This is a genomic window from Borrelia maritima (assembly GCF_008931845.1).
In the GTDB taxonomy this organism is placed as follows: domain Bacteria; phylum Spirochaetota; class Spirochaetia; order Borreliales; family Borreliaceae; genus Borreliella; species Borreliella maritima.
This window is the reverse complement of record NZ_CP044535.1, coordinates 479,669-497,289: the sequence shown is the minus strand read 5'-3', so window position 1 is coordinate 497,289 and position 17,621 is coordinate 479,669. Positions and strand designations below refer to the sequence as shown.

The window sequence follows — 17,621 nt, the reverse complement described above, 5'->3', positions numbered from 1 at the left end:
ATGCTCTCCTAATTATTTCTTCTTTTAATAATAAATTTATTTGAATATCTCTTCTTCTTACGAGTCTTGTAACCTTTAGTAGGCTGACCCCAAGGAGACACGGGATGACGACCCCCAGAAGTTTTCCCCTCACCCCCACCATGCGGATGATCAACAGGATTCATAGCAACACCCCTAACCTTAGGCCTTCTACCAAGCCATCTACTTTTACCGGCTTTACCTATAGAAACATTAACATAATCTTCATTTCCAATTTCACCAATTGTTGCAATGCATTTCTTGAAAATCAACCTCATCTCACCAGATGACAATTTTACAGTGACATAATTCCCATCAGAAGCAAGTATCATCGCATACCCCCCGGCACTTCTTACAAGCTGCCCACCTTTTCCTATATTAAGCTCAATATTGTGAATAGTTCTTCCAATAGGAATATTTTCAAGAGGCAAAGCATTGCCAATTTTAATTGGTGCATCTGGACCACTTTCCAAAACATCTCCAACCTTAATGCCTTTAGGAGAAATAATATATCTTTTTTCTCCATCTTTATAAACAAGCAAAGCTATATTGGCACTTCTATTAGGATCATATTCAATAGAAGCAACACGAGCGGGAATGCCAAATTTATCTCTTCGATTAAAATCAACCAACCTATACTTTCTCTTATGACCACCACCTCTTCTTCTGATACTAATCCTGCCAGAAGAATCTCTGCCCGATTTAAATTTCTTACCTTTTGTTAAAGATTTTAAAGGATCATTGCCCTTGCTCAAATCATTAAAAGATAAAGTCGTCTTATAACGCAAAGAAGAAGTTTTTGGCTTGTAAGTCTTAATACCCATATTTATTTTTCTCCAAAACCACTAAAAAATATCTATTTTATCTTCCTTTTTGAGATAAACATACGCCTTCTTCCATGAAGAAGTTTTCCCCTTACCTATAGGATATCCTCTTCGAGACACCACAACCTTAGCTTTACTTTTAATATTAAGTAAATTGCACGATACTGGAGTAACATTAAAAAGTTCTTTTATTGCCTCACAAACCTCTTTTTTATTTGCTCTTTTACTAACCTTAAAAACATAAGCATTAATATTTTCTCTTTGAATATTGGTTTTTTCAGTAAGCATAGGTGAAACTATTATATCATAAGCTTTCATACTCATACTCATCCTCTATATCTTTTTTATTTAATGTAAAACTCATTAAGCTTGTTAACAGCAGATTCTAGGGCTATTAAATTCTTAGCATAAAACAAATCAACAACTCTAAGTTTATCAAAAGATAAAATCTTCAAATTTCTTATATTTTTACCAGCTCTTTTGATCATCTGATTATCATTGCCCAAAAGAATAACCACCTTACCATTAATACTTGCAAAATTTTTTATTATCAAAGCAAGATCTTTTGTTTTTCCCGATTCAATATTAAAGTTCTCAATAACCTTAAAATTATTTTCATCAGAAGCGCGCAAACTTAATACAGACTTAAATGCAAGCTTTTTTACCTTTTTAGGCAATCTATAGCTATAATCTCTGGGTTTTGGCCCTAATGCTATACCTCCACCAATCCAAACTGGATTCCGCTTTGTACCTACTCTAGCTCTACCAGTTCCTTTTTGCTTCCAGGGCTTTTTAGAGCTACCTCTGACCTCTGATCTGGTTTTAGTTGAAGATGTTCCAATCCTAAGATTAGACAACTCATTTTTTATAGCATTATAAATAGACCCATGACTAATTTCTATATTAAAAACTCTGTCATCCAAATTTATAGTCCCAATCTCTTTCCCATCTTTAGAAAAAACTTTTCTTTCCATACTAAATACCTACTTTTTAGATTTCTTAACAACAACAAAAGAACCCTTAGCGCCAGGCACAGCCCCTTTTACCAGGATAGCCCTCTTTTCCTCATCAATTAAAACAACTTCAAGATTTTGAATAGTTTGTTGATTTCCACCCATTCTACCAGCCATTTTGGTTCCCTTAAATGTTCTTGCAGGAGTAGTAGCTTGTCCTGTCCCACCAAGATGTCTATGGAATTTTGATCCATGAGAAGATGGTCCACCGCTAAAATTGTGCCTTTTCATAGCCCCTTGAAAACCCTTGCCTTTAGTAGTCCCTGTAACATCTACATACTTAACTGACTTAAAAACATCAACCTTAATCTCATCTCCAGCATCATACCCATCAAGCCCCCCCTTAAGCTCTATTACATATTTTTTAGGCTCAATGTCTTTTAAGCTTTTATACTGACCTTTTATAGGCTTTGAAATTTTAGAACCCTTAAGATCAACAGAACCCGCTACAAGCGCACTATAGCCATCTCTATCAACTGTTTTCTTCCCTATAATATAATTGGGCTGAAACTCTATAACAGTAACAGGAACCACAATGCCATTTTTCTGAAATATCTGAGTCATGCCAACTTTTTTTCCAATCAATCCCAACATTAAAACACCTCAAATTCATATACTTAAAATATCATTTACTGTTTAATATCTACCTCAACACCTGCTGGAAGCTCTAATTTCATTAAAGAGTCCATTAAAGCAGAAGTGGGTTCTAAGATATCAATAAGCCTTTTATGAGTTCTCATCTCAAATTGCTCTCTTGACTTTTTATTGACATGAGGAGAACGTAAAACAGTATATTTTTTGATTTTTGTAGGCAAAGGAATTGGACCCTTAATCTGAGCCTTAGCCTTTTGAACAGCTTTAACAATAGATTCGGCACTCTGATCTAATATTTTAACATCAAAACTAAATAATCTTACGCGTATCTTATCTTTAGCAATCAATTTATTCTCCTAAACTTTAGAGAGTATTAATATATCTTTACATACCAAAGTTTTAACTTATTCTAATATCTCAAGAATTCTTCCTGAAGCAACAGTTCTTCCACCCTCTCGAACAGCAAATTCTACATTTTTATCCATAGCTATTGAAGAGATCAGCTCAACAACAATATCAACATTATCACCAGGCATAACCATTTCTTTACCTTCTAAAGCAACAACGCCAGTAACATCGGTTGTTCTAAAAAAGAATTGTGGTCTATACCCCGGGAAAAATGGTTTATGTCTACCACCTTCTTCTTTAGTTAAACAATAAATTGAGGCTTTAAACTTCTTGTGCGGAGTAATTGTACCTGGAGCTGACAAGACTTGTCCTCTCTCAATATCTTTTTTATCAACTCCTCTTAAAAGTAGACCAACATTATCCCCTGCTTGACCTTGCTCAAGAATTTTCTGGAACATTTCAACGCCAGTAACAGTGGTTTTTCTGGTTTCTTTAATACCAACTATCTCAACTTCTTGACCAACCTTAATAACGCCTCTTTCAATACGCCCAGTAGCAACAGTACCTCTTCCTGAAATAGAAAATACATCTTCGACAGCAAGTAAAAATGGTTTGTCAATATCTCTTTCTGGAAGATCAAAATAATTATCCATAGATTCAAGAAGTTCTTTAACACATTTTGTAGATTCAGGATCTTCTGGATTTGACATGGCCCCAAAAGCTGAACCCTTAATTATTGGAGTATCAGCTGAAAATCCATATTTTTCAACCAGCTCTAAAACTTCAACTTCAACAAGTTCAACAAGTTCGGGATCTGCCAAATCTAACTTATTTAAAAAAACTATTATTTTCTTTATTCCCATTCTTTGAGCAAGAAGCAAATGCTCTTTTGTTTGAGGCTCAGCGCCACTATCAGCAGCAACTAAAAGTATAGCTGCATCCATTTGAGCTGCTCCTGTAATCATATTTTTTATATAATCAGCATGGCCTGGACAATCTACATGAGCATAATGCCTATTAGCTGTTTCGTACTCAATATGTCTAGCATTAATTGTTATTCCCCTTGCTTTCTCTTCAGGTGCATTGTCAATATCTTCATACTTTAATGCTTTTGCATCTTTATTTAATTTTGAACAATAAATACTAATAGCTGCTGTTAATGTTGTTTTACCATGATCAACATGCCCTATTGTTCCAACATTCATGTGCGGTTTTGTTCTTTGAAAAACTTCTTTTGCCATGACTAACCTCCTAAATTTCACATCCTAAATAGCTACTTACATTTAATCTCTTCAAAAAATTTTTAATAAATTCATTCTTATCAAAACAAAAAATAGCTATAAATAACCAAAAAAATAAAAAAATCAATTTTTTAGAAATTGACCCGCACTGCGTGTTTTTCTAAAAAATTTTAATAGCTTTAAAATTTTACACATTTTATAAAATATAGTCAATACACTTTAACTTTTAAAATCAATTAACCTAAGCATACAATAGTATTAAAAATTAACATGAACATCATATTTATTAAAAAAAGCATAAAATACCAAATAATAACACTTTAAAAATATTTAACTAATACAGCTTAAAACATAAAATTCAAAACAATAGTAAATATTTTTGAAATCTAGTTGCCATTTAGAATTGATAAAATATCTTTATTTTATCAAAAGGGTTAACACTGGCCGCTATAAAAAATATAATAAAAATGATTAAAACTCAAAATTTTAAGCTTAAATTAATGTCAATACTTACAATTCTTATCATTACATTTATTTTTATGTCTTGTGTAAATACAAGCACAATAAAATCAAAAGAGCATACACAAGAAATTACCTATCTTATTAGCGCTATAAAAACTAATAAAAAATAGAAATAGTAAACTACAAATCCGACAACAAAAACAATCTAATAATTACCCTTAAAATAAAAATGGGGAAAATATAAATGCAAATTCATTAGCAATTTTTAAAGAAGGAAGCAAAACAGGCGAATTAATTAGAGAACAACTTAATGGATTTGAGACAAAAACTTTTCATTTGAGAACTAAAATCAACACCAAAAGAAAAAACATATTATATATTTTTGAAAAACAATAACAAAAAGAAACACTTTAAAATAGAATTAATGTTATTAACTCTACTCAAATACGCTTTATTGCAAATAAATTATTAACTTAAAAAATTAAGAAAGAATCTAAAATCTATTTAAAAAGCTAAAAACATTAAATTAATTCAAAATAAATTAATCATTTCCTTGGGTAATATATAAATATAAATAAATCTTAATTACATTTATATTTCTTAATTAAAATAGTTTTAGTCCAATAGCGAGTACAAGTAAAAGCAACTAAAATTATAATTGCTAAATAATTTGAAATTATAAAAGCATAACCTAAAGAATTTTCAATTATGCCAAAATATTGGAAAATAAAAACTACTGGAAGACGAATAAGCCACAACCTAATAAAAATAATAATCATCGCAATTTTTGTCCTACCAGACCCAATAAGTCCTCCAAAAAATACTTGCTGTAATCCATATCCAAAAGTGCCGATAGTTGTTAGTAATAAATAATTATTAGCATAATTTAAAACTTCTAAATCATCTGTAAACAGCTTCAATATAAATTGTTTATTAATAATAACAATTGAATTTATTATTAATAAAATTGCCAAAGAAATAAAAAATCCTTTTTTCAAAACCTCTCCTACCCTATTGATTTTCTTAGCACCAAGATTTTGGCCAACAATTGAAATAATTCCGGTGCCAATGCCCATAGCGGGAAGAAATAAAAAAGAAATAATGGTGTTTGTAAGTCCATAAGCCGCCAAAAATTTTGGACTAATCCCAATAACAATATAATTAAAAATAAAAAAAGACAACGAAACCATTATTTGTCCAAAAGCTGAAGGCAGTCCTAGATTAACAATTTCTTTAATAGATCTTATATCTATCGCTAAATCCTTCGGATAAATTTTCAATCCATAATTTAACTTGTAAGTCAAAAACAAATAAAAAGCAACGGTTAGTAACTTTGAAAATAAGGTGGCCCAAGCAGCCCCAGTAATGCCCATATTAAAACTAAATATTAAAATTGGATCAAGAATAAAATTAACAATATTGGCAAATAAAACTATTATCATTGAAAGAATAGTTTCTCCTTGAGCATTTAAAATATATGTAATTGAAATACTTAAAAACATAATAGGTATTCCAAAAATTGTCACATAAAAATAAAGCCTTGAAAGTTCTTTAAGCTCACCTTTTACACCCAGCAAATCCAAAAGATGCTCAATTAAAAAAAAAGCACAAATAGTAACAAATAAGGATAAAAGAAAGTTTAAAACAATAAGTTGCCCTGCATACCTTGAAAAACGAGAAAAATTCCCCTCTCCTATACACTTTGAAATCAAGGAAATGCTTCCTGTAGCCATACCCATAGCAATAGCCATAATAAAAAAATTTATAGGACCAGCAAGCGAAAGCGCTGACAAAGGCATGGCTCCAAGCTTGCCAACATAAAACATATCGGTAAGATCGTAAAAAGCTTGAATAATATTGGTTATAACAATAGGAAAACTTATTAAAAAAAGAACTTTATATAGGTTGCCATTTAATATTAACTCTCTAGTCTTACTCTTGTTTGTAGACATAAAATTTTATCCTTATCTAAAATATTTTTTTATAAAAATTTAAACTCAAATTCATTCACCAATAATAAAAAAGCATTTAATTTCAACTTTAAAAATTGAAAATTAATATGTAATATCAAAACAATTAATAGTTAATATGACTTATACATTACAATGATCAAAGCACAAATAAATTCCATTACCCGCAACACAAAAAAATCACAACTAAAATTGGGTACAATAAAAATTTAATAACGCTGACGTTAATCATAAATAAACAGTCATTAATAAAATTAAAATTATTCTTATGAATTAAAGCAGAGCAATAAAAGCCTATTTAAAATAAATAATTAATATTATAGAGACAAAAACTCAAAATTGGCAATACCTCTGCAATTTTTCTCAATCTTTCAAGATTATTTTTATATCAAGATCTTTAACCTATAAAATAAAATTTAATATTTTTAAATAAAATCCTAACAATAAAAATTAATTTAATATATTTTTATTCATAATTCAAGCTATTAATAGGTTATCTTTATTCTCTATTAAAATATTTTTCATAAATCTAAAATTACAATAAAGTCCAATGTCAAACCAAACTATAGACTTTTAACTTTTTTGATTTTTGCCCCCAAATTAATTAATTTGCTAACTACATCTTCGTATCCCCTTTCAATTTGATAAACATTTTGAATCTCGCTGCAACCTTCAGCAACAAAAGCCGCAATAAGAAGAGACATTCCTGCCCGTACATCTGGAGAAGACAAAACATTACCCTTAAGAGGAGATTTGCCCGTAACTACTACACGATGCGGATCGCAAAGCACAATTCGAGCCCCCATTTTTATTAACTTGTCTACAAAAAACATTCTAGATTCAAACATCTTCTCAAAAACAAGAACTGTTCCTTCTACTTGAGTTGCAGTAACTATAATAATACTCATAAGATCTGTTGGGAAAGCTGGCCACGGACCATCATCAATTTTTGGGATGTGCCCACCAAAATCTAACTTCACTTTTAATTCTTGTCTATCTCTTACATATACATTTTCCCTATCGTATTCGAAATTAATACCAAGTCTTGAATACACATACCTAATTAACCTGAAATGATGGGGATCTGCTTTTTTAATCTCCAATTCGCCCCCTGTCAATGCAGCAAGACTAATTAAAGATCCAACTTGCATAAAATCAGCTCCTATTCTAAATATTGTTCCACTTAATTTTTTTACACCTTTTATTTCTAAAACATTTGAACCAATGCCTAAAATATTAGCGCCCATTGAATTAAGCATATTGCATAAATCTTGAACATGCGGCTCACAAGCGGCATTCATAATAACAGTCTTACCTTCAGCAAGAACTGCGGCCATAATAATATTTTCTGTAGCTGTAACAGAAGCTTCATCTAAAAACATTTCGGTTCCAACAAGCTTGTTGGCCTTTAAAATAATTCTTCCATCCTTTGTGCTTAACTTAGCTCCTAATTTGCAAAGACCATAAAAATGAGTATCAAGGCGCCTTTTCCCAATCACATCTCCTCCTGGAAGCGCCATATCTATTCCCCCAAATCTAGAAACAAAAGGTCCCAATAAAAGTATAGAAGCCCTAATTAAATCTGTAAGAGAAGAATCTATTTCTGTTTTTACAACATTTAGAACTTTTATTTTTAAAGTATTCCCATCTCTTACAATATCTGCTCCTATATCACTTAAAATATCTAAAACGACTTTCACATCATTAATATTAGGAATATTTTCCAAAATAACATCTTCATCGGTAAGCAAAGCAGCTAAAATACAAGGTAAAGCAGAATTCTTGTTCCCACTAGCTGTAATTTGACCACCTATCTTATAACCACCTTCTACAATATAACTATGCATAACTCTCCCTCGTATATATAAAACCCCAATAAAATGAATATCAAATAATATCTATATCTTTTAAACTTGGTTTATAATCTATATATTTTCTAATAGCTTCCACAGAAAAAGAATGCCCATTATCATCGATGTCAATTAACACTCCGTTAAAACCAAGCCCCTCCCAAGATTCAATAAATCTTTGACTTAAAAATCCTTTCAAAAATTTATCTACCTCTAAACTAGGAGTATACCCGATAACACTATCCAAGCTCCCAACTCTACCTAAATCAGTTATAATAGCAGTATTGTCCAAAATTCTCAAATCAGCTGTTAAAATCCTTTTTCCAGTTCCAAGACAAGCACTAACTCTTGATTTTAAATAAAAAAACAAAGCATTAACTTCGGCCGTAGTATTTGAATCAAAAAGAACAATAATATTGTTTGTTTGCATTTTAATTCTTTGATAAAAAAAATCAAAACTATAAAAAGGATGATTAAATTTATATTTAGTTGCTCCTGTTTGACCTACAATTCTCATAACAGCCAACTTTTTACCATTAATATTATAAATAAAATAAGAATATCCTTTTAATTTTGCAGGACAATTTAAAGGTTTTAAAATAAAATTATATTTATCAAGATCATCAGACAAATCAGGTCTTGCAAAAGCATTTTCACCTAATGTTAATACATCAACTCCATACTTTCTTAATAAAAAGGCATGTTTCTTGCCAAGACCCCTTAAACCTGTAGTAAAATTATTTCCAGATATTACAAAGTCAATCTTTTTTTCTATCTTAAAGGATGATAAAAAAGATTTTATCGCAATAATTCCAGATTTACCAACAACCTCGCCAGCAATTAAAACCCTTAAAGACACAAAGTCCCTCTTTTTATTGATCTAATTTAAACAATTTAATAAGTAAGCTTCTTACAATAAAAACTGACACAAAATACCCCACCAAAACAGCAAAAACAATCATCATAAAAATCAATACAAATTGTAAATAAGGCTTTACAATAACACTAAATTTAACAACTAAAAGAAATTCTAAAAAGAAAATCAAAAACATTAAGGCTAAGTTCATTAGCACAGACAAAATAAAACCTAAAATTTTCATGTATTAAGCGCTTTTCTTTTTATAAAAAAATCATTAACTAAAAATAAAATCATTCCTATAACAACATAGCTATCTGCAAAATTAAAAGTGGGCCATCTATCAAGTCCAAAAATTCCATAAAATTTGAAATCTAAAAAATCTACAACTCCAGAAGGTCTAAATAATCTATCAACAACATTTCCCGCTCCTCCTGAAAAAATCAATAAAAGTGAAATCCTGGCAATGCAATTTTTTTCTTTCAAAGAAAGATAAAAAACAAATATTAAAATGAAAATAGGCATTATAAGAAAAAAAATTTTTTTCAAACTATAATGAATATTAGATCCCATAGAAAACAAAATGCCTGTGTTTCTCACATGAATTATTCTAAAAAAATTCTCAAAAAAAGAAAAATATATTGAACCCAATTTGACATACTTCACAACCAAATACTTAGAAAGTTGATCAAAAAAAATCAAACTAATAATAAATACAAAAATATTGAAATATTGTTTACTTTTAGCACCCATAGAAAAATCCTTATAAATTAGTATCTTTATAAATAAATTTAACTTCCAAATCTTCTTGAATTTTGAGATCCTCCATCAATTTAATTAAGCCAAAAGTTTCGGTAAAATAATGCCCTGCAAAAATCAAATTCACTCCGAATTCTTCTGCTAAAGAATATATTTGATGAGAAGTATCGCCGGTTATAAACAAATCTATACCATGATACAAAGCCTCGTCAAAAAAAGAATACCCAGAGCCACTAACAATTGCAACCTTATTTACCGCCTCCTTAAACTTTTTCGCAAAAAGAATATTTTTATTTTCCTTTTTAATTTTCTCTAAAATTTTAGAAAAGCTAAAATCAGAATCAGCAATAATTCCTAGATTAAATCCTCCATAATCTGCAAAAGCAAAAGGATTTTTTAACCCTAAAAAATCTGCAAACACCCTGCTGTGTGAATAAACAGAATGAACATCCATAGGTAAATGAACAGAATAAAGAGCCAAATTATTTTCAATCAAAAATTTGATTTTATCATACATATTAGAAACAATACGCTCTTTTTTTGACCAAAAAATACCATGATGGGTGATCAAAAAATCATTCCCTTTTGCTTCTTTTAAAGTTGAATAACTAGCATCAACTGCAAAGGCAACCTTATTTACCTCAGCATTGAGATTCCCCACTTGAAGTCCGTTTAAATTTTTATCAAAATGCTCATACTTCTTTATGTCAAAAATTGAATTAAGCCTAAAAGACAAATTCCTTACATTCAAATCAAACTCTCCAAATTAAAGCATAACTTTGCCCTTCTCTTAATCTTCTATAAGAATAAAGATTTTTCAAGCAATGCGTACAAAGTTTTGAATTATAAATATTTAAATTAAACCTAGAAAGTAAATTTAAATTAAAATCAGCATTATCAAAATATATTTTGCCATCTCTTGTAGCAAAAGCGGCATTTAACAAATCTTTGCTAAATTTATTGCCTACCTCTTCTAAGAAAATTTCAGAAACCTCATAACAACAAGATCTGTTATAAGGCCCAAAAACAATTTTCAAATCTTTAAAAACTGATCCCATTTTTTCAAACATAAACAACATTTTTAAAATAATCAAGTTAAAGCTTCCTTTGTATCCACTGTGAATAAGTCCTATAAATTTTTTAACTGAATCATAAAAATATATTGGAAGACAATCTGCAAAGTAAGCAACAAGAGCCACATCTAAAGAACTAGAGATAAGGCCATCCCCTTCTTGAAAATTTATAAAATCATCTTCAACTTTATAAATAATATCTGTATGTAATTGCTTTAAATATTTTATTTTCTTTGACTTAGGAACAAAATTAAATTTATCATTACTAAGTTCTCTTAAATTCAGATTAAAGGGTTTTTTAGTATAAATCATTTTAACATCGTCAGCTACATTAAATTCATAATAAAGTTTATGATCTATTGTTTTCATAATCTAAATTCTTCTCCCAAATAAAGCTTTTTGGCTTTTTCGCTGCTTACTATATAATCAACATTACCCGAATCAAGCACTTGCCCCTGATAAATAATATAAGCTCTGTCAATTATATCAAAAGCATCTCTTACATTATGATCAGTAATAAGAACACCTATGTTTCTCTCTTTTAAAATTTTTATTATGTTTTTTATATCCCCAATTGCAATAGGATCAATACCAGCAAAAGGTTCATCTAAGAGTAAAAAATAGGGATTTACAGCCAAAGCTCTTGCTATCTCTGCTCGCCTTCTCTCTCCACCAGAAAGAGTATAAGCTTTTTGACTTTGTATTCTTTTTATATCAAATTCTTTAAGTAAATTTACAAGTTCTATCTTGCGCTCGGCCTTAGACAGATCGTCTCTTCTTTCTAAAGCAACCATAATATTCTCTTCAACCGTAAGCTCCCTAAAAATTGAAGCGTCCTGGGGAAGATATACAATTCCTATCCGCGCACGCTCATACATATTAAGAGATGAAATATTGTAATCATTTATTAAAACTTTGCCTGCATTGGGCCTAATAAAGCCTACAATTGTATAAAATGTTGTTGTTTTGCCGGCTCCATTTGGGCCAAGAAGCCCCACAACTTCACCTTTATGAATGTTGATTGTAATACCATTAACAGCAAGCTTTTCACCATACTTTTTAATAATGTTATCTGCTCTTAAGATAACATTATTGACAAAATTAAAGTTAAGATTTTCCTTAATCTCTTTTATTTTATTTTTTTTCTTCAGAAGCATCATCTTCAACCTGGGTAAACTCTCCCTCAACACTTCCCTCAAGTTTATATCTATTAGTTTCTGTATTGAAAATTATTCTTGAAGCAGAATAATAATTGTCTTTCTGATAAATTACTGGAACTCCCTCAAGGATCATTTCTTTTTCTTCTTTATTATAAGTTCCATTCTCAGCTCTTGCAAAAGTATCATCTTTATATATTTTAACAGAATATTGCATAATATAAACATGAGATTTATTACTGCCTTCAATTCTTTCTGCCTTAATAACCATATTATTTTCTAGATCTTCAAGCTCAACACCTCTTTGAAGATAAAAATTATCCAGTTTCCTATTAAAAAACAAAAATTGCGCCTTAACATCTATTTTATTATTATAATCTTCATAATAAACATTGCCTCGAGCTTCAAAATAAGATCCCTTTTCTCCATAAATTTCAATTTCATCTGCTCTAAGCTTAAAATCTGATGAGATAACTTCTGAATTACCTTTTAAAACAATTTTTTTATAAAAAGAAGACACTACCCCTTGTGCAAAATCCGACTTAAAGGTAAAATTAATATTTTTCTTTCCATTTCCCTTAAGTTCTTCCGATTTAACCTTAGATTGTCCTTGTGCCGCTTGAACATTATTAACAATAATAATAAAAATCCATATTGAAATCAATTCTCTCAATTCATGATTCCTTCAACTCCAGAATCAAAATAAAAAACATTGCTCTTTAAAAAATAGGAAAATCCTTTCCCTTTTATTCTGCTATCATTAAATCTAATTAATACTAGCTCATTCGGAGGAGATTGCAATTTCTTATCTTTATTTTTCCATAAAATCCTATTTGAATTAAGTAAATAATAATTATTTTTATCCTCTATTTTAAATTCTACAGAATCTCTCATATCCAAATCCTTTGTAACATAAGAGCCTTCTAAATTATTAAACTTCCCCGAAATTTCATTATCTACCGAATGATATAAAAACCTTCCATTCTCTGCCTTATAAATTTTATAGTCATTATAATAGCTAAAACTCAAAGACTCTAGAACGGTTTGCTCTTTATTGTATACAACATTATAATATTTGATTCCTAATATTTGTATTGAGGGGAACTTTTTTGCAATATCAGGCCTATTAGAATATTCATCATAATCGAAAGCACAAGCATAAAACAAAAATAATAAATAAAGTCTAAGTATTCTCATAAAAATTTTCAACAAGACTAAAAATCTCTCATTTTAATTAACAATAACAATTCGTTAAACATAAAAACATAACATTAAAAACTCTGTTAAAGCAATATTAAACAAAATTTATTTACACAATAAATTTTAATGTAAAACTTAAAAGTAAGATAAAAACACCATTTTCAAAAACAGCTCTTTATATAAAAATTCTCCTAAAATACAAAAAACTAAAACAAATACAAGAATTGCTTTTATTTTAGATTACCATTAAATTAGTAACTTTAAACTTATCCCTTTCAAAGGGATAACATATTATCAAAATCAATAATAATGCTCACATTCATCATCTCTTTTATAATTTAAAATTTCATTATCTTTAAACCAAATTGGTATTTCACGAATCGCATCTACTTCATTTGCAGATGCATGAATCACATTATAAATTGAAAAACCCTTCTCATTTGAATATTTAAAACTATGATGTGAAAAATCTCCTCGTATTGTTCCGGGAATGGCTAATTTTGGCTCAGTAGCGCCACAAAGCTTTCTAACAACCTCAATGCTTTCAACTCCTTCAACAATAAATGCAAAAACAGGAACATTTGAAATAAATTTAATTAAAGACTTCCAGACTGCCTCACTGTGCCTAAGAGCAATATCATCATACAAATAATGTTTTTTTGCTAGACTCTCATCAACAATAAGCATTTTAGCAGCCACAATTTTTAAACCCACCCTTTCAAATCTAGCAACTATATCACCAATTAGGCCCCTCCTAACCCCATCTGGTTTAATAATACATAAAGTTTTTTGAAATAACATTGACATAAATACCTCCAAAATTTAGAACATATATTAATTAAAAAAATAATTAAATAATTAATTAAATTTATAAGGAATAACATAAGCTACAAAGCGCTTAAAATTATTTATATTGAAAAATCAAAATATGACCTTTACAAAATTAACACCTACATTCCAAAAGGAAGAACTCCCATAGTTTTTAATTTTATCTCTTCTTTAACCTTAGAAACAGCATCATTTAAAGCAGCTTTAACCATTTGTTCAAAAGCATCATTGTCTAAATCATCAAAAAATTCCTTATTAATTGAAACTTTTTTAACATTAAATTCGCCGTCCATTTCAATAGCAACAATATTGCTGCCCGCTTTACCACAAACCGTAATTTTAGACATTTCCTTTTTAATATTATCAATATCACTTTTAACACTAGACATATTTTTCAAAAAATCTAACGGATTTACTGCCATATTTTATACCTCCAAAACTTCACTTGCTCCAAAAATATTTTTTACAGTTTCTAATTTTTCAAAATCCTTTTCAAGGCTTTTGAAATTTTTCTGAAACACAATGTTTAAACTTGGAAATTCTTTATAAAATTCAGATCTTATCTCACCTTTATAATTTTGAAGCTCATTATACTCAAATTCACTAAACACCTTATAATAAAGAACATTGTCATTAATAACGATTTCTCCTGAATGAACTAAGGTTTGAACATATCTTGAAACAATATAAATAAACTTATCTCTTATATCCATAAAATCATTTGCTTTACTTGAATCATCATCCTCAATAAAAATCTCATCAATCTCATCAATCTCATTAGTCTCTAAAAGATTTTCATAAGTTTTTGCTGACAAATTTTCATCATAGCCAACTTGCTCTTTTCCTAAAGATTTGACTTTGGGAAATTCATTTTTTAAGCTAAGTTTTGATGAAATAAAGGTTAAATCATCTTCACTATTATTATTTGCTAAAACATCAAAATTTTTTGAATCCAAAGCCATGCTTTCTAACAAGTTGTCTTCAAGCCTTTGAATTTGTTTTATTAAAACATGATTTGGAATATAGTTTTTAAGTCTTAAAATTTTAATAAAATTAATCTCAAGCTCATATCTTGGATTAACCGAAAATTGCAAATCCCTGTAAGTTTCAAGCAAAACGACAATAATTCTCTCAAGATAGTTCAAATCAAAATTAATTAATTTTTTTCTCAAGCTCTCAGATTTAATACCAATAAACTCAAAATTTTTAACGCCTATCTTTAAAAATAATGCCTCTCTAAAAAATTCGATTGAATCTAACAGAAATTGCTCATAAGACACTCCGGCCAAAAAAATAGAATCAAGAACGCAAATTAATTCTTTCACATCTTCACTAAGAATGCTAACCGACAACTTTTCTAAGAACTCATCATTGGTCAAGCCCATCTTAGATCTTATTTGATCTAATTTAATATCAGAATTAGTAAAAGAAACTATCTGATCAAAAAGCGTATAAGCATCTCTTACACTACCACTACTCTTATATGCAATCCATTTTAAAGCCTCATCTTCATATTTAATATGATCCTCAAAACAAACCTTTTTAAGCATATTATAAATCTTTTCTAAGGATAAAAGTTTAAAACTAAAATGCTGACATCTGCTTTTTATTGTCTCTGGAAGCTTGTGTGACTCTGTGGTGGCAAAAATAAAAACAATATAATTTGGGGGCTCTTCAATTGTCTTTAAAAGAGCATTAAAAGCAGAATTGGAAAGCATATGAACTTCATCGATAATATATATTCTATATTTAGAAATTGCAGGAGGAAACATTATCTCTTCTTTAATTTGTCTAATATCTTGAACCGAAGTATTTGAAGCACCATCAATTTCGACAACATCAAGACTGCTATCATTCTCAATAGACTTACAATTACTACACTCTCCACAAGGCATAACTGTGGGGCCATTCTTACAATTTAAACATCTAGCAAAAGCCCTAGCTGATGAAGTCTTACCAACACCCCTTGGTCCTGAAAAAATGTAAGCATTTGCTATTTTATTTTTCTCTATAGAATGCTTTAGAGTTTCAACAACAAAATCTTGCCCTTCAAGAGAGTGAAAATCTCTGGGGCGTTTCTTAAGAGCAGTGCCTCTTGAAGACGCCATTAACTTTTTACCTCCCAATGCTTTAATAAGCAAAATACTATAAATACATACTATACAACATATTTATATCTTATAACCATTATTTTAAAAGAATTGTCAAAGAATTTTATAAAGCACAAAAAATATCTAAAAAAACCTTCCCAAGAAAATATAACAAACTTGAAAGTTCCAAAAAGACAAATCCATATTTTAATACAGAATAAAACATTGCATTTTGGATGAAAATTAAACCTAAGACTTGCGTACTCACCAAAAAATTGCCTACCGCTGCTACCTTCCAGTCCTGACGGGGTTTAGCAACATTTGATAGTACGGGCCCTAGGAATCGGAGAGAATGGGATTCGAACCCATGATACATTTTACCGTATACACGCTTTCCAAGCGTGCGCCTTAAACCACTCGGCCATCTCTCCAAAATAACAAACTTTTTCGTGTCCAAGAGGACTTGAACCTCCGACCTTAAGAATCGCAATCTAACGCTCTATCCAGCTGAGCTATGGACACAAACAATTAATTTTTATTGTAATAAAAATTACTATTTATTACAATAAAAACATTCAGCAGAAAATGGAGAAGTTGTGAGAACTAAAATAATCATTCTTATTTTAATATTATTTGCCTTATTTGCTTTATCATGTTCTAAATCAGCCTCAAATATGGTTAATTCCGAATTAATCATTAAAACTAAAAATATTAAAGAAAAAAAAATATTAAAAAACAATAATATTCTCCACATAGACGCAAAAATTCCTTTTATGGAAAATAAAAACTTTGAATTTGAAAATTTTATAAAAAAATGGGAAAAAGATATTGAAAACAAAATATTAAAAAATAAAAACTCAAAAAATGAATATTTTTATTTTTCCAGCTTTACAATATTTAAAAATGAAAATATTGGCATTACATCTATTTTATATAAAGAATCCTTAAAAGAAAAAGAATCAAGCGCTCTCTTAAAATATCACTCTTTAAACTTGAAAGGAAGCAAAAAAATAGAAATTGCAGAAATAATATCAAAGGATCAACTAGATTCTCTCATAAACGTATTAAAAGAACAAATAAAAAGCAAAATTAAAGATTTTTACGTAAAAGCTAAACAAAATCCAAAAGAATTGGAAAAAAAATTCACAACAATCTTTCCAAAATACAAATATTATTTTAAAAATAACCAAATTATAGTCTTTTATGATCCATTATTAATTGATTGTAATGAATGTGATAAAATTGAGTTTCAATTTCCCATATACGAAAACACAGAGAATGAATATCGGCCAAATAAAATCTATGCCCTTAAATCTTAATACCAAAATCAAATACAAT

Annotated in this window: 20 protein-coding genes, 2 tRNA genes, 1 other RNA gene and 1 pseudogene; 2 read left to right on the top strand and 22 right to left on the bottom strand. The window is 29.3% G+C overall.

Features of this window, described 5'->3' with window-relative positions; genetic code table 11:
• Positions 1-8 precede the first annotated feature (8 nt).
• The 6 genes from rplB to tuf are packed head-to-tail and all read right to left on the bottom strand — an operon-like array spanning position 9 to position 4,038.
• A complete protein-coding gene (rplB, locus tag DB723_RS02405) occupies positions 9-842 on the bottom strand; it encodes a 50S ribosomal protein L2 (protein ID WP_151552245.1) in 834 nt (277 codons plus the stop codon).
• 21 nt (positions 843-863) lie between these two features.
• Positions 864-1,160: a 50S ribosomal protein L23 gene (gene rplW, locus DB723_RS02400; protein ID WP_151552243.1), complete on the bottom strand. Its 297-nt coding sequence runs from the start codon at positions 1,158-1,160 to the stop codon at positions 864-866.
• A 26-nt stretch (positions 1,161-1,186) separates the two neighbouring features.
• Entirely contained in the window at positions 1,187-1,816 is a 630-nt protein-coding gene (rplD, locus tag DB723_RS02395) for a 50S ribosomal protein L4 (RefSeq protein WP_151552241.1), read from the bottom strand.
• Positions 1,817-1,825: 9 nt separating this feature from the next.
• Positions 1,826-2,449, bottom strand: a complete 624-nt coding sequence (gene rplC, locus DB723_RS02390; protein WP_151552239.1) for a 50S ribosomal protein L3 — start codon at positions 2,447-2,449, stop codon at positions 1,826-1,828.
• 35 nt (positions 2,450-2,484) lie between these two features.
• On the bottom strand, positions 2,485-2,796 hold the full coding sequence (gene rpsJ / locus DB723_RS02385) for a 30S ribosomal protein S10 (protein WP_002557068.1): 312 nt from the start codon (positions 2,794-2,796) through the stop codon (positions 2,485-2,487).
• A 57-nt stretch (positions 2,797-2,853) separates the two neighbouring features.
• Positions 2,854-4,038: an elongation factor Tu gene (tuf, locus tag DB723_RS02380; protein ID WP_151552237.1), complete on the bottom strand. Its 1,185-nt coding sequence runs from the start codon at positions 4,036-4,038 to the stop codon at positions 2,854-2,856.
• A gap of 470 nt (positions 4,039-4,508) precedes the next feature.
• Between tuf and DB723_RS05400 the strand changes: the two are divergent.
• Positions 4,509-4,896 (top strand): annotated as a pseudogene (locus DB723_RS05400) (hypothetical protein).
• Positions 4,897-5,081: 185 nt separating this feature from the next.
• Here DB723_RS05400 and DB723_RS02370 read toward each other — a convergent pair.
• The 16 genes from DB723_RS02370 to DB723_RS02295 form a co-directional block, all read right to left on the bottom strand.
• Positions 5,082-6,452, bottom strand: a complete 1,371-nt coding sequence (locus DB723_RS02370; RefSeq protein ID WP_151552235.1) for an MATE family efflux transporter — start codon at positions 6,450-6,452, stop codon at positions 5,082-5,084.
• Between the two features lie 581 nt (positions 6,453-7,033).
• On the bottom strand, positions 7,034-8,317 hold the full coding sequence (murA, locus tag DB723_RS02365) for a UDP-N-acetylglucosamine 1-carboxyvinyltransferase (RefSeq protein ID WP_151552233.1): 1,284 nt from the start codon (positions 8,315-8,317) through the stop codon (positions 7,034-7,036).
• A gap of 40 nt (positions 8,318-8,357) precedes the next feature.
• A complete protein-coding gene (locus DB723_RS02360) occupies positions 8,358-9,179 on the bottom strand; it encodes a TIGR00282 family metallophosphoesterase (protein WP_151552231.1) in 822 nt (273 codons plus the stop codon).
• Between the two features lie 13 nt (positions 9,180-9,192).
• Positions 9,193-9,372 carry a hypothetical protein gene (locus DB723_RS02355; protein WP_151552937.1) on the bottom strand — a complete coding sequence of 60 codons (180 nt, stop codon included), beginning with the start codon at positions 9,370-9,372 and terminating at the stop codon, positions 9,193-9,195.
• A gap of 44 nt (positions 9,373-9,416) precedes the next feature.
• Complete coding sequence (lspA, locus tag DB723_RS02350; RefSeq protein WP_151552230.1) at positions 9,417-9,929, bottom strand: signal peptidase II; 513 nt, start codon at positions 9,927-9,929, stop codon at positions 9,417-9,419.
• A gap of 10 nt (positions 9,930-9,939) precedes the next feature.
• Entirely contained in the window at positions 9,940-10,686 is a 747-nt protein-coding gene (locus DB723_RS02345) for a Nif3-like dinuclear metal center hexameric protein (protein ID WP_151552228.1), read from the bottom strand.
• A gap of 1 nt (position 10,687) precedes the next feature.
• Positions 10,688-11,377: a peptidoglycan editing factor PgeF gene (gene pgeF / locus DB723_RS02340; RefSeq protein ID WP_151552226.1), complete on the bottom strand. Its 690-nt coding sequence runs from the start codon at positions 11,375-11,377 to the stop codon at positions 10,688-10,690.
• Positions 11,374-12,165, bottom strand: coding sequence for an LPS export ABC transporter ATP-binding protein (gene lptB / locus DB723_RS02335; protein WP_151552224.1), 792 nt, complete (start codon positions 12,163-12,165; stop codon positions 11,374-11,376). Before lptB ends, pgeF begins: the two co-directional genes overlap by 4 nt.
• Positions 12,143-12,838, bottom strand: a complete 696-nt coding sequence (locus tag DB723_RS02330; protein WP_151552222.1) for an LptA/OstA family protein — start codon at positions 12,836-12,838, stop codon at positions 12,143-12,145. Before DB723_RS02330 ends, lptB begins: the two co-directional genes overlap by 23 nt.
• Complete coding sequence (locus DB723_RS02325; protein WP_151552220.1) at positions 12,835-13,362, bottom strand: hypothetical protein; 528 nt, start codon at positions 13,360-13,362, stop codon at positions 12,835-12,837. The genes DB723_RS02330 and DB723_RS02325 overlap by 4 nt, the downstream gene beginning before the upstream one ends.
• Before the next feature lie 303 nt (positions 13,363-13,665).
• A complete protein-coding gene (locus tag DB723_RS02320; RefSeq protein ID WP_151552218.1) occupies positions 13,666-14,172 on the bottom strand; it encodes a nucleoside-diphosphate kinase in 507 nt (168 codons plus the stop codon).
• A 143-nt stretch (positions 14,173-14,315) separates the two neighbouring features.
• Positions 14,316-14,615, bottom strand: a complete 300-nt coding sequence (locus DB723_RS02315) for a YbaB/EbfC family nucleoid-associated protein (RefSeq protein WP_151552216.1) — start codon at positions 14,613-14,615, stop codon at positions 14,316-14,318.
• Between the two features lie 3 nt (positions 14,616-14,618).
• Positions 14,619-16,301: a DNA polymerase III subunit gamma/tau gene (dnaX, locus tag DB723_RS02310; protein WP_151552935.1), complete on the bottom strand. Its 1,683-nt coding sequence runs from the start codon at positions 16,299-16,301 to the stop codon at positions 14,619-14,621.
• A gap of 227 nt (positions 16,302-16,528) precedes the next feature.
• An RNA gene (gene ffs, locus DB723_RS02305) (signal recognition particle sRNA small type) lies at positions 16,529-16,624 on the bottom strand.
• A gap of 3 nt (positions 16,625-16,627) precedes the next feature.
• Positions 16,628-16,714 (bottom strand) — tRNA-Ser (locus DB723_RS02300).
• Positions 16,715-16,731: 17 nt separating this feature from the next.
• Positions 16,732-16,805: transfer RNA gene (locus tag DB723_RS02295), tRNA-Arg, on the bottom strand.
• A gap of 74 nt (positions 16,806-16,879) precedes the next feature.
• Here DB723_RS02295 and DB723_RS02290 point away from each other — a divergent pair.
• Positions 16,880-17,602 carry a hypothetical protein gene (locus DB723_RS02290; RefSeq protein ID WP_151552214.1) on the top strand — a complete coding sequence of 241 codons (723 nt, stop codon included), beginning with the start codon at positions 16,880-16,882 and terminating at the stop codon, positions 17,600-17,602.
• Positions 17,603-17,621 lie beyond the last annotated feature (19 nt).

Excerpts from the sequence above, each read along its gene's own strand:
- rplW (WP_151552243.1), bottom strand. The coding sequence starts at position 1,160 with ATGAAAGCTTATGATATAATAGTTTCACCTATGCTTACTGAAAAAACC.
- DB723_RS02370 (WP_151552235.1), bottom strand. The coding sequence starts at position 6,452 with ATGTCTACAAACAAGAGTAAGACTAGAGAGTTAATATTAAATGGCAAC.
- DB723_RS02325 (WP_151552220.1), bottom strand. The coding sequence starts at position 13,362 with ATGAGAATACTTAGACTTTATTTATTATTTTTGTTTTATGCTTGTGCT.
- rplC (WP_151552239.1), bottom strand. The coding sequence starts at position 2,449 with ATGTTGGGATTGATTGGAAAAAAAGTTGGCATGACTCAGATATTTCAG.
- tuf (WP_151552237.1), bottom strand. The coding sequence starts at position 4,038 with ATGGCAAAAGAAGTTTTTCAAAGAACAAAACCGCACATGAATGTTGGA.
- murA (WP_151552233.1), bottom strand. The coding sequence starts at position 8,317 with ATGCATAGTTATATTGTAGAAGGTGGTTATAAGATAGGTGGTCAAATT.
- DB723_RS02315 (WP_151552216.1), bottom strand. The coding sequence starts at position 14,615 with ATGGCAGTAAATCCGTTAGATTTTTTGAAAAATATGTCTAGTGTTAAA.
- pgeF (WP_151552226.1), bottom strand. The coding sequence starts at position 11,377 with ATGAAAACAATAGATCATAAACTTTATTATGAATTTAATGTAGCTGAC.
- DB723_RS02320 (WP_151552218.1), bottom strand. The coding sequence starts at position 14,172 with ATGTCAATGTTATTTCAAAAAACTTTATGTATTATTAAACCAGATGGG.
- lspA (WP_151552230.1), bottom strand. The coding sequence starts at position 9,929 with ATGGGTGCTAAAAGTAAACAATATTTCAATATTTTTGTATTTATTATT.
- DB723_RS02355 (WP_151552937.1), bottom strand. The coding sequence starts at position 9,372 with ATGTTTTTGATTTTCTTTTTAGAATTTCTTTTAGTTGTTAAATTTAGT.
- rplD (WP_151552241.1), bottom strand. The coding sequence starts at position 1,816 with ATGGAAAGAAAAGTTTTTTCTAAAGATGGGAAAGAGATTGGGACTATA.
- rplB (WP_151552245.1), bottom strand. The coding sequence starts at position 842 with ATGGGTATTAAGACTTACAAGCCAAAAACTTCTTCTTTGCGTTATAAG.
- dnaX (WP_151552935.1), bottom strand. The coding sequence starts at position 16,301 with ATGGCGTCTTCAAGAGGCACTGCTCTTAAGAAACGCCCCAGAGATTTT.
- lptB (WP_151552224.1), bottom strand. The coding sequence starts at position 12,165 with ATGCTTCTGAAGAAAAAAAATAAAATAAAAGAGATTAAGGAAAATCTT.